At 62.2% G+C, this 11,053-nt stretch carries 10 protein-coding genes; 2 read left to right on the top strand and 8 right to left on the bottom strand.

Going from position 1 to position 11,053, the window contains the following annotated elements; all coding sequences use genetic code 11:
- Positions 1-19: 19 nt before the first annotated feature.
- The 4 genes from DIC66_RS03620 to DIC66_RS03605 form a co-directional block, all read right to left on the bottom strand.
- A complete protein-coding gene (locus DIC66_RS03620; protein WP_117174186.1) occupies positions 20-2,593 on the bottom strand; it encodes an EAL domain-containing protein in 2,574 nt (857 codons plus the stop codon).
- Between the two features lie 144 nt (positions 2,594-2,737).
- Positions 2,738-3,376 (bottom strand): response regulator, encoded by a 639-nt coding sequence (locus DIC66_RS03615; RefSeq protein ID WP_117174184.1) that lies wholly within the window; start codon positions 3,374-3,376, stop codon positions 2,738-2,740.
- Positions 3,373-3,816, bottom strand: a complete 444-nt coding sequence (locus tag DIC66_RS03610) for a sensor histidine kinase (protein WP_117174182.1) — start codon at positions 3,814-3,816, stop codon at positions 3,373-3,375. Before DIC66_RS03610 ends, DIC66_RS03615 begins: the two co-directional genes overlap by 4 nt.
- Positions 3,782-5,686: a CHASE3 domain-containing protein gene (locus DIC66_RS03605; protein WP_147321225.1), complete on the bottom strand. Its 1,905-nt coding sequence runs from the start codon at positions 5,684-5,686 to the stop codon at positions 3,782-3,784. Before DIC66_RS03605 ends, DIC66_RS03610 begins: the two co-directional genes overlap by 35 nt.
- 132 nt (positions 5,687-5,818) lie before the next feature.
- Here DIC66_RS03605 and DIC66_RS03600 point away from each other — a divergent pair, with 132 nt between their 5' ends.
- Positions 5,819-6,706, top strand: coding sequence for an MASE4 domain-containing protein (locus tag DIC66_RS03600; RefSeq protein WP_117174178.1), 888 nt, complete (start codon positions 5,819-5,821; stop codon positions 6,704-6,706).
- Between the two features lie 33 nt (positions 6,707-6,739).
- Here the strand turns inward: DIC66_RS03600 and DIC66_RS03595 are convergent, their stop codons facing one another.
- Both DIC66_RS03595 and DIC66_RS03590 read right to left on the bottom strand, forming a co-directional pair.
- The gene (locus tag DIC66_RS03595; RefSeq protein ID WP_117174176.1) at positions 6,740-7,618 is read right to left on the bottom strand and encodes a MurR/RpiR family transcriptional regulator; all 879 of its coding nucleotides are present in this window, start codon (positions 7,616-7,618) and stop codon (positions 6,740-6,742) included.
- Between the two features lie 132 nt (positions 7,619-7,750).
- On the bottom strand, positions 7,751-8,878 hold the full coding sequence (locus DIC66_RS03590) for a Gfo/Idh/MocA family protein (RefSeq protein WP_117174174.1): 1,128 nt from the start codon (positions 8,876-8,878) through the stop codon (positions 7,751-7,753).
- 135 nt (positions 8,879-9,013) lie between these two features.
- Here DIC66_RS03590 and iolE point away from each other — a divergent pair, with 135 nt between their 5' ends.
- Positions 9,014-9,913 carry a myo-inosose-2 dehydratase gene (iolE, locus tag DIC66_RS03585; protein ID WP_117174172.1) on the top strand — a complete coding sequence of 300 codons (900 nt, stop codon included), beginning with the start codon at positions 9,014-9,016 and terminating at the stop codon, positions 9,911-9,913.
- 26 nt (positions 9,914-9,939) lie between these two features.
- On the opposite strand, the gene DIC66_RS03580 is transcribed toward iolE, so the two are convergent.
- Both DIC66_RS03580 and DIC66_RS23055 read right to left on the bottom strand, forming a co-directional pair.
- Positions 9,940-10,788, bottom strand: a complete 849-nt coding sequence (locus DIC66_RS03580; protein ID WP_117174170.1) for an SIS domain-containing protein — start codon at positions 10,786-10,788, stop codon at positions 9,940-9,942.
- 32 nt (positions 10,789-10,820) lie between these two features.
- Positions 10,821-11,053, bottom strand: a 233-nt coding sequence (locus DIC66_RS23055) for a phosphatase PAP2 family protein (RefSeq protein ID WP_199534660.1), incomplete at its 5' end; no start/stop codon positions are given.

Here is an 11,053-nt window from a genome sequence, read left to right as displayed (position 1 = left end):
ATAGCCCTTGCCTTGCGTTTCAGGCGGGAATGCCCACCGCAGCGCGCAGCTGGCTGCGCGTGAACGGCTTGTGGATGGTGTCGCTCACAATGAATCCCTGGCTGCGTGCCACCGTTGCGGCCACATCCACCACGGCTTGCGGGTGGCCGCTCACCAGTACCAGCGGACTCTGGTTGAGGCCTGGCGCGGCCTGGGCAATCAGGTCAAAGAAGTCCAGGTCCGGCAGCGACAGGTCCAGTATGGTGCAGTGGTAGTTGCCCACGTGCGGGCTGGCCAGAAAGCCCCGGGCGGTGGTGAATTCGTCAACCGCATAGGGCGTGTCGCGCAGCATGGCCGCCACCGTTTGCACCATCTCCAGTTCATCGTCGACCACGGCGATGCGCGGCAGCAGGACGTCGGAGCGGGTGGCCGCTGTTCTTTCGTCCAGCCAGGCACTGCAGGCCAGCGCCGCCATGGGCCTGGCATGGACGTAGCCCTGCACCGCATCACAACCGAGCTGCTTGAGCACACCGAGCTGCTGCGCGGTCTCGGCCCCCTCGGCCACGGTATGCAGCCCCAGGCTGTGCGCCATTTTCACAACGGCATCCACGATGGTGCAATCGGCACGGTTGTTGACGATTTCGCTGACAAAGCTGCGGTCGATCTTCAGTGTGCTCAGGGGCAGCTTGCGCAGTTGGCCCAGGGACGAATAGCCGCTGCCAAAGTCATCCACGGCAATCTGCACCCCCGCATTGCGCAGGGCCCTGAGCACGCCGACAGCCATTTCACCATCCGGGCAGAGCACGGACTCGGTGATTTCAATCTCCAGGCGCTGCGGCGCAAGCCCGTATTTTTTGAGCGTCCGTAGCACCATCTCCAGGTAGCCGGGGTTGAGTTCCAGCGCGCAGGCATTCACCGCCACTTTGGGTACGGCATGGCCCTGTACGTCCCACTGTGCAATCTGCGCCAGCGACAGCTCCAGCATGCGGGCACCGATTCTGCGGATCATCGCGCGCCGCTCGGCCAGGGGAATGAAGTGGTCGGGCCCCAGCAGCCCCAGGCGCGGGTGCTGCCAGCGCGCCAGCGCCTCCATGCCGTACAGCGCGCCTTTCTGCAGGTCCAGCTGGGGCTGGTAGTGGGCAATGATTTCGCCCTGCTCGAGGGCCTGCTCGAGCTCGTCTTCGAGCATCAACAGGCGTGAGGAATTGACCTCCAGGGTCGGAGCATAGGCCACGCTGCAACCGCCGCCCTCACGCTTGGCCTGGTACATGGCCAGGTCTGCATGGCGCATCAGGTCACGCAGGTTGTCGCCATGGTCCGGGTAGATCGCAATGCCGATGCTGGCCTGCAGGTGCAGGTCGGTGCCTTCCAGGTGGATTGGCAGGCGCAGGCTGGCGTTGATCTTCTGCGCCATTGCCAGTGCCGGGGCCTGTGCATCGTCGGGCAGGTTGCACAGGATCGCGGCAAACTCGTCGCCGGCCAGGCGCGCCACCGTGTCCGATTCGCGCAGCGTCTGGGTCAAGCGGTGGGCCACTGTCTGCAGCACGGTGTCGCCGGCTTCGTGGCCCAGGCTGTCGTTGATGAGCTTGAATCGGTCCAGGTCGATGAACAGAAAGGCAAAGCGGGAGGCCTCGCGCGCCGAGGTGCGGATTTGCTGGCCCAGCCGGTCCAGCAGGGCCAGCCGGTTGGGCAACTGGGTCAGGCTGTCCTGCATGGCCAGCACGTGGTAGCGCTGCTCGGCGGCGTGGCGGCCCTTGACCTCGCGCTCGAGCAGGCTGACCTTGCTGCGCAATTCCATCTGCACCACCACGCAATGGGCCAGGGCTTCCAGGGCAAACTTTTGCTGCACGCTCAGCTGGCGGGCCTGGGTGTCGAGCACGCACAAGGTGCCCACGGCCTGACCAGACTCCAACACCAGCGGCATGCCCGCATAAAAACGCAGCCTGGGGTCTCCCACCACCAGGGGATTGTCGGCAAAGCGCGCATCCAGGCCCAGGTCGGGTACCTCCATCAACTGGCGTCCGTTGATGGTGTAGGCGCACACCGCAATCGAGCGCGAGGTTTCGCGCAGTTGCAGGCCCCGGTGCGACAGAAACCACTGCCGGTCCTTGTCCACCAGCGAGATCAGGGCCATGGGTGTGCCTGCGGCGTTGCAGGCCAGCCGCGTGATGGCATCAAACTCCTCCTGCTCCGGCGCATCCAGCAGCATGGTCTGGTAGAGCGCCTGCAGGCGCAGGTCTTCGTCATCGGGCAGCGGCGGCAGCAGTTGCAGCACCTTGCGAAAGCAGTCCTCTGACTCCGAGGACTTGTCGTAAAAGCCCGAAATGCCCAGGGCCTCGCAGCGCTGGCGTACCTCGTCTTCCACGCTGTTGGTGAGCACGAAGACGCGGCTGCCAATGCCGGCCTGGCGCACCTTGGCCAACACAGCCAGGCCGGTGCCCGGCGACAGGCTCAGGTCGAGCAGCACGGCATCGGGCTTGAGCGCCAGAATCAGGTCAATGGCCTCACGCTCGCTGGCCACCACGCGCATGATCTGGATGCGCGGGTCTATGCCCAGCGCGCGGATGATCTGTGAACTGATCAGCTCCGAGTCTTCCACAATCACGATTTTCATGAGGGGCTCCCTGTTTTTATTGGATAGGGAGAGTCTGCCCAGGGGGGCCTGGAGGGCCAAGTCGCAATAGGCTGACAGGCCGGTCAGCGGCCGCTGATTTGCGGTAGGACGTGTCCTACCGCCGGGCCTGCGCCCGTGTCAGCCTCAGGGGAGTTCGCCGGTGATGCCGCGTTGGCGGCAGTACAGGGCCAGCTCCACATTGCTGCCCACGCCGAGTTTCTCGAACAGCCGGGTGCGGTAGGTGCTGACCGTCTTGGGCGAGAGGTTCATCTGCAGCGCAATCTCCGACACCCGCACGCCGGCAATGAGCTGCAGCATGACGCGGTATTCCTGGCTTCCCAGGGATTCCATGGCGTCCTCGCCACCGTCCCGGCCCTCGCCCAGGGCCAGGGACTGGGCAATGTTCTGCGAGAGGTAGCGCCCGCCGGCCAGCACCTTGTCGATTGCCAGCACCAGCTCATCGGGCGCGTTTTCCTTGGTCAGGTAACCCTGGGCGCCGAGCTGCAGAGCCTGGCGCGCATAGACCGCCTCCTCATGCAGGCTCAGCACCAGGATGCGCAAGCCTGCACTGGCCCTGCGGATGCGGCTCAGGCCCTCCAGGCCCTGTGCATCGGGCAGGTTCAGGTCCACGATGGCGATGTCCCATTCGCACTGCCGGATTTCCTGCAAGGCCTTTTCCACCGACTCGGCATCCGCAAACACCGCCTGCGGCCAGCGCTGCAGGATGAGCTGGCGCAGCCCGAAACGGAAGATGGGATGGTCTTCAACCAGCAAAAACCTCATGCCATGTGCTCCTGTGCCTGGGGCCCGTGGGCGATGCGGATCACGATCTGTGTGCCACCGCCCGTACGCGCGCCCACCTGCAGCTGCGCACCCATCAGTGCGGCCCTCTCCTCCATGCCGGCCAGGCCCAGGGCGCCCGGGCGGATGTCGGCGCGCGCAAAGCCACGTCCGTCATCCTCCACCCGGACTTCGAGTCCGCCTGCCACCAGGGTTCCGGTGATTTCGATCTGCTGGGCTTGGGCGTGGCGCATGGTGTTGGTACAGGCCTCCTGCACGATGCGAAAGAGTTGGTTGAGTTGCTGGACACTCAGCCCGGGGTCATCCGGGAACTGGACATCAAAGCCCATGTCGGTGCTGGCCAGCGCGCCCTTGAGGTAGTGCTCCATGGCGGCGCGGAATCCAAAGTCATCGAGCAGGGGGGGGGCGGAGTTCAGCTGCAATTCTGCGCGAAGTCTTCACGCCCCCGTCAATGGCATCCAGCATGGCCGCGTATTGGCCCTTGTCGAGCACGTCGGATTTGAGGCTGTGGGCGATCATCTTGATACCGGTAAAGATCTGGCCAATCTGGTCATGCACCTCGCGCGAGAGCCGCTTGCGCTCCACGTCCACCAGGTGCTGGGCTTCGTAGCTGAACTCACGGATTTTCTGGTTGGCCTGTACCAGGGCCTGCGTGCGGTCCTGCACGCGGGACTCCAGTGTCGCATTGCTGTGGGCCAGCTCCGCGAGCAGCTTCAGGCGCTTGCTGCGTTCATAAAACCAGAAGCCCAGAGCCGCAACCAGCAATACCGCAATGGCAAAGGCAGCCAGTGTCTGCAGGCGCGTCACCTCTTGCCGCTCCGACTGCATGCCACGCTCCACACGCTGGATTTCGCGGACCAATTGCAGGTCCAGCATCTTGAGCTGAAAGTCCAGCTTGCTGCCCAGTGCATTGCCGCTCTCAAACAGATCCGGCCTGGCCGTCACCCGCCCGCCCTGGGTGCGGCGCAGCTCCACAACGGCCGATGCGGCCAGGGCCCGCGCGGTGCGCAGTTCGTCCAGATCACGCCAGCTGAACTGCAGCCGGGTGTGGCTGGTGATGCGGGACTGCAGCTCCGCGCTGATGCCCGGAATGCGCTCTGCCGCTTGAAGATAGGGTTGCAACTGCGCCTCGTCGCCGGTGCTGGCAAAACCCTTGGTGCCGGTGTCCACCTGGGCAAACGCCAGCTGCAGTGCCGAGACCAGGTGCCGGTCTTCTTCCAGCGTGCGCTCCCTGGCCTGCTGGCTGTCCAGCCGCTCGCCGCTTGCCTTGGAGGAATAGGCACCCAGGCCTGCAAAGGCGGTGGCCACCAGAATCGCCAGCACCGCCGGCCAGTTGCTGCTTGCCGGCAGGGGCTCCCCACCCTTGGCCCGTCCCGGCTCCCTGACCAGGGACTTGCCGCCATACACCAGGGCCAGCACCAGCAGGGCACCAAACGCCAAGGCCGCAAACACCAGGCTCAGGCCCAGGGTTGCCACCGAGACCACCTCCGCCTTGAACTGTGCGGCCGGGACACCCAGCACCACATGCCAATCCCAGTCCACCAGGGGAACGATGACCGCTTTGGTTGCCTCGCCCTCCTTGTTAATGCTGTCGAAGATGCCCTTGCGCCCGTTCCTGAAGGCCGCCATGACCGCATCCGAGGCAGGTTTTCCCACATAGGCTTCACCCGATCGCGAGCGCCCCTGCAACAAGCCGGTGCGCGACAGGATGCCGACGGTCCAATCGACCGGCAGGTGCTGGGTTGCCAGCAGAGCGCTGAGTGTGGCGCTGGGAATGATCATGCGCAGCGCATAGACCATCTTGCCGTGCTGGTACACGGGCACCGCCACGGAGGTAACGCTGTGGCCATTCGCTGGTGACGGGAAGGGCTCGGAGGCCACCGGTTTGCCGGTGGCAAATACGCGCTCCAGCGCGTCGCTATCATTGACAGCAAAAGCAGGGCTCCCATAGGGCAGCAGGGTAAAAAACAAAACCTTACCCTGTGCGCTCACCAGGCTGATGGCGCTGACTTCGGGCAGACCGGAAGCCACCCGCTTGGCCAGTGCGTAGAGCCTGGGAATGTCGCCCGCCTGCGCGGCCTCGGACTCGGCCAGCACCTTGAGCGTAGCGGCGCTAACCGACAGGCGCTGCTCCACCAGTGCCGCAGACGCGTAGGCCCGCTCCACCATTTCACGCTCAATGTCAACACGCCTGGTGCGGGCCATCTCGCCGAAGGAACTGGCCGCAAAAATCAGGAAAGGCAAAGCCGCAAAGGTCGCAGCCAGGAAGACCCACCAACGGACTGGATTCATGCGCTGCTTGACCGACATTCCGCTCCTCGTGTTGGCCTCTATGGTAACTGTGCCTGCCCCCACCGGCGTCCATGCGATCACTCCGTGCGTTAGGATGCAGGTGTTGAACTTGCACCCAGAGGGAATCCCGAAATGACCACGTCACTTCAATTCAACACACATGACACCCCGCCAGTCCTGCGCCACAGCACCGCAGCGCAACGCCGCTGTGCCTACCTTCTGATGGCAGGCTCGGTGCTGCTGACCCTTGTGCTGGCTCCCTTCGCAGACCTCAAGCTGCCGGGCTTCAAGGCCTTCTTTCCGTCCTACCAGACGTCGGTCATCCTGTCCTATATGGTGGGCGGCTATCTGTTGGGCGGGCAGTTCAAAAGCACACGCCTGCGTTCGCTGTCCTACCTGTCAGCTGCGGCGTACTTCACGGCGGGCACACTGATCCTGCAACTGCTGGCCTATCCGGGCGCCTTCCTGGAGCAGGGCCAGCTGCTGGGCGGGCCGCAAACCCTGACCTGGCTGTGGTTCTTCTGGCATGGCGCACCCGCTGTCGGCATCCTGTTCTATGCCATGAGCGAGCGCAGCCAGCCCGGTGCCCGCATCCCCGCCGGGCAATCCCTGCACAACACAGCAGCCATGGCCTGTGCTGTGTTTGTCGCCGTTGCGCTCTGGGTGACGGTTTTCGAGAGCAGCCTGCCGGTGATGGACCTGGGTGGGGACTACAGCCGCATCACGCGCTCAGGGTTGGCGCCAGCCCTGCAGCTGCTGCTGTTACTGGCCCTGGTTCAGGTGTGGCGGCTAAAGGGTCTGGGTGCGCAACTGCATGTGTGGCTGGCTTTGGCCCTGGTGGCCCTGCTGTGCGACAACGCCATCACCATGCTGGGTGGCTCGCGGCTTTCATTGGGGTGGTACGCCGGGCGCATGGGCGCGTTGCTGTCGTCCTTTGTGGTGCCGCTGGTCTACCTGCAGGAGGTGCGGCTGGCACATGACCCCGCCCCAACGCAGGAGACAGCCCTGGCAGACCGGTGACGGCCTGGCGCGCCTGCAGGCACGCGGCGCTGTTCAGGAAGCTTTCTGCTTTTGCTGGGTGACGGTGGGTATGCGTGGCTCCACCTGTTTTTGCAGCTTGGCAGCAAGGTTTACCAGCAGTGCCTGCGCCAGGCACATGGGTGCTGCCAGCGAACGTGAGAACGAGTACTCATGTTCGGGTACGGTAAACAGCACGGACGCATTCTTCGCCAAGGGAGACAGCGTGGAATCCGAAATCGCCAGAATGGGCACATTGCGGTTGCCACAGCTCTCGACCACATTCACCACTTCGTTCGCATAGAAACGGAACGACACGGCAATCAGCATGTCGCGGGGGCGGATGAGATTGGCCATGTGCGTCGTCAGGCCACCACTGGCATCCAGCAGCACCGCGCGTTTGCCCAGCATAGTGAGCACGTAGCGCATCAGGTCCACAACAGGTGCCGAGCGGAGTTGACCAATGAGGTAGATCGTGTCGGCCACCTCCATCATCTTGGTGGCTTTGGCGATATCCGCCTTGGATGTCAGCTCTATCAGTTCCTGCAGGGATGCAATGTCCCTGTGCACCAGGTCCTGCAAAAAGGTTGACGAGCCACGGTGGTCCGCCAGTTCCGATTGCAGCGCCTTGACCCGGGCATTGAAGCCGGGTGCTGCGGTAGACAGGCGTTGTTGGTAAACCTGCTGCAGTTCCTTGAAGCCCTTGTAGCCCAGAGCCTGTGCAAAACGCACAAAGCTGGAGGCGTGGATTCCACAGGTCTCTGCAATCGAGTTCACCGGCTTGATGGCGACCTCATTCGGGTTCTGCGTGAGGTAGACCGCAATCGCCTGATAAGACTTGCTCATCTTTTCATAGCGATCATGGATTACACGGATGAGTTCTTCGTAGTCTTTTGGAATTTCGGCTTGTTGCATACATTTGAATTTACAACGTTTGTTGCAATATGTGAACAGCACCCCCTGTGTTTTTGGGTAATTTTCGGCTTCCGGGGGAAGATTGCGCGGTCTGCACCGGTGCGCAAGCTTCCCAATCCCCAGCGTGGCTATCTAGTGGCCAGCCACGTCCAGCCATTTTTCTTCGCGTGAAGACCGGTGCACAAGCTCTACCAGGCGCTGAATGCCAAAGCCCGCGCGGAAGTTGAAGGGCTCCGGCCTCAGGCCCGCAATCGCGTCCAGGAAGCCCGCCACTTCAATGGCCTTCAGGTCATTGAAGCCCAGTTGGTGCCCGGGTGCGACACAGAAGCGGCCATAGGGCGCGTGGTCGGGTGCGGCTTCGATGCGGCGAAACCCTCTCTGGCCAGCCTTGTCATCCACGGAATAAAAATGCAGCTCGTTGAAGCGCTCCTGGGAAAAGCACAGGGCGCCGCGCGAGCCATAGACCTCGAAGTCGTGCTGCATCTTGCGGCCCGTTGCAAGCCAGTTGGCTTCTATGCTGCCCGTGGCTCCGCTGGCAAAGCGCACAAAGGAACGGCTCAGGTCGTCAATCTCCACCTTCTTCATACCGCCCTTGCCGTCGGGACGCTCACCAATCACGGTGACGCTATGCCCCATCACCCGGTCTATAGGCCCCAGCAGGTACTCGGCAGTTGCCAACGCGTGGCTGCCGATATCAGCCAGCGCACCGCCGCCTGCAATGTCATGCCTAAAGCCATAGACCGCCGCCTTGTCGACCATGAAGTCTTCCGCATGCACACCCCGGTAGCTGCGGATCTCACCGAGCTCACCCGCTGCAATCATGGCTTTGGCGTAGGCCAGCATGGGATTGCACAGGTAGTTAAAGCCCACCTGCGTTTTCACGCCTGCCGCTTCTGCTGCAAGGGTCATCTCCATCGCGTCACTGGACAGGGTAGCCAGCGGCTTCTCGCAATAGACGTGCTTGCCTGCGGCAATGGCGGCCAGGGCCATTTCCTTGTGCAGGGCATTGGGGGAAGTGATGTCGATGATGTCGATGGCGGGGTCCTTGAGCAGGTCGCGCCAATCATGGGTTGCGCTGGCAAAGCCCAGGGCACCGCGCGCTTTCTCGGCCAGTTCAGGCGTTACATCCGCCACCATCCGGAGTTCGATGTCATAGGGCAGATCGAACACGCGGGGCGCCGACGTAAAGCCGAAGACGTGGGCCTTGCCCATAAAGCCAGTGCCTATGAGTCCGATACCAAGTTTGGGTTTGCTTTTCATAACCGTCTCCAATGTTGCAGATTCGTAATTGCCTGATATGTTATTGCAACATCTTCCTGATTGCAATTATCATTGCTATTTTTAACGCATTTGCAATCGATGCATTGCAAGCCATGCACCTACTTGGAAAGCCAAATGAAAGCAAAACTCGGAATCGCACCCATCGCCTGGTCCAACGATGATCTGCCGGAGCTCGGTGGTGATGTCAGCCTGGAGACCTGTCTGAGCGAGGCCCGCATGGCTGGCTTCACCGGCATTGAAACCGGTGGCAAGTTCCCGCAGGATGCGGCCGTGCTCGGCCCCATCCTGAAGGCACACGACATCAGCCTGTGCGGCGGCTGGTATTCCGGCCTGCTGCTGGACTCGGAAGTGGCGCGTGAAAAAGATCGCATTGCCCAGCAAATTGCCACCTTCAAGGCGCTGGGTGCCCCTTGCATCGTCTACGGCGAAACGGCAGGCACCATTCAGGGCAACCGCATGGCACCGTTGAACACCCGACGCAAACTCTCGGAAGACCAGATCAAGGTCTACGCGCGCAAGATGACAGAGTTTGCCGAGTGGTGCACTGAGCAGGGCATGCCCATTGCCTTTCACCACCACATGGCCGCACCTATAGAGACCGAAGAAGACCTGGACTTGATGATGAAGCACTCGGGCTCCACCCTGCCCTTGCTGTTTGACGCGGGCCACATGGCGTTCGCCGGTGGCGATGTACTGCGGGTGATTGACAAGCATGCCAAGCGTATCAGCCACGTGCATGCCAAGGACATCCGCCGCAGCGTGGTGGACGGACTGGACCGCAGCAAGGAGAGCTTTTTGGATGCGGTGCTCAAGGGCGCCTTCACCGTACCCGGCGACGGTTCGCTGGACTTTGAAGCCATTGCCAAGCGTTTGGCATCAAACGGGTATGAAGGCTGGTTTGTGGTGGAAGCCGAGCAGGACCCCAAGCCGAACCCGCCTTTGAAGATGGCCCAGATCGGACACAAGGAATTGCTGCGGGTGATGAAGGCCGCTGGCTACGAAGTCGCGGCCTAGCGGTAGGGGTCGCGTAGCCGCGACCCTCAATACATCCGCTTGTCCATTAGGCTTGACTGCATTTGCTTCAGGCTTGGAGCCAGGTCTTGCATGCCGATGCGCAAGGCCACACTGGTGGCCACCACATCAATGATGGCCAGATGCAGCAGGCGCGACACCATGGGGCAATAGCGCTCAAAGCCTTCGAGGTGATCGGCCTCCAGGTGAATGCGGCCCGCCAATGCCAATGGCGAAAAGCTGGAGGTGATGACGATGGTGGTCGCGCCATTCTGGTTGGCAATCGCGCAGCTCTCCATCAAGTCCCTGGTTCTGCCCGAATTGGAGATCACGATTGCGCAGTCACCCGGCCGCAGCACAGACGCGCTCATGACCTGCATGTGCACATCAACGTAGGCGGTGCTGGGTACACCCAGGCGAAAGAACTTGTGTTGCGCATCCTGGGCCACGATGCCGGAGTTTCCCAGGCCAAAGATCTCAATGCGCTTGTTGTTGTGGTGTGCAAAGACCAGCGCAGCGACTGCCGATTCAATTTTCTTCCGATTGGCATTGCAACGGTAGGTGGACAGCGCTGCCATGGTGTCGTCTATGACTTTGACCAAGATGTCATTGACCTTGTCGTCCGAATGGAGGCTGCGATGCACGTGGGCAACGCCCTCCTTCATGCTGCCTTGAAGCCTGGATTTGAAGACCTTCAATCCGTCATAACCCAGGCTGCGGCAAAACCGCACGATCGTGGGCGCACTGACATCAGCCAGTGCCGCCAGCTCGGACACGGGCAATCTGGAAAAGGTCAGTGGATCTGACAACACGAGCTGGGCGACGCGTTGCTCCGCCGGTGACAACGAAACAAGTGCGGCACTGATTCTTTCAAGCATGTTGGTGCAAAAGTCCTGCGCGATGCGTCGGCTCAGCGCTTGAACCTGAGTGCCAGCACCGCCTGGGCCGCGCACTGCCCCTGCGGCTTGCCGCCTTCAATGGCGAAGCGGTAGTGGATGCCGGCATACAGGCGTGAAGCGGCTGCCTCATCGGCTGCGGCCTTGAAGTTTTTGAAGGTGCGCGGGCCCCAGCCCCTGTCGTTGTGGGTGTTGTCCACGAAGGCCGTGTTGGTACCAAACTCACGCTCCAGGACGGCAGCGGCTG

It is taken from the genome of Rhodoferax lacus (assembly GCF_003415675.1).
Taxonomy (GTDB): domain Bacteria; phylum Pseudomonadota; class Gammaproteobacteria; order Burkholderiales; family Burkholderiaceae_C; genus Allorhodoferax; species Allorhodoferax lacus.
This window is presented reverse-complemented; position numbering and strand designations above follow the sequence as displayed.

Excerpts from the sequence above, each read along its gene's own strand:
- iolE (WP_117174172.1), top strand. The coding sequence starts at position 9,014 with ATGAAAGCAAAACTCGGAATCGCACCCATCGCCTGGTCCAACGATGAT.
- DIC66_RS03590 (WP_117174174.1), bottom strand. The coding sequence starts at position 8,878 with ATGAAAAGCAAACCCAAACTTGGTATCGGACTCATAGGCACTGGCTTT.
- DIC66_RS03615 (WP_117174184.1), bottom strand. The coding sequence starts at position 3,376 with ATGAGGTTTTTGCTGGTTGAAGACCATCCCATCTTCCGTTTCGGGCTG.
- DIC66_RS03580 (WP_117174170.1), bottom strand. The coding sequence starts at position 10,788 with ATGCTTGAAAGAATCAGTGCCGCACTTGTTTCGTTGTCACCGGCGGAG.
- DIC66_RS03620 (WP_117174186.1), bottom strand. The coding sequence starts at position 2,593 with ATGAAAATCGTGATTGTGGAAGACTCGGAGCTGATCAGTTCACAGATC.
- DIC66_RS03600 (WP_117174178.1), top strand. The coding sequence starts at position 5,819 with ATGACCACGTCACTTCAATTCAACACACATGACACCCCGCCAGTCCTG.
- DIC66_RS03595 (WP_117174176.1), bottom strand. The coding sequence starts at position 7,618 with ATGCAACAAGCCGAAATTCCAAAAGACTACGAAGAACTCATCCGTGTA.
- DIC66_RS03605 (WP_147321225.1), bottom strand. The coding sequence starts at position 5,686 with ATGAATCCAGTCCGTTGGTGGGTCTTCCTGGCTGCGACCTTTGCGGCT.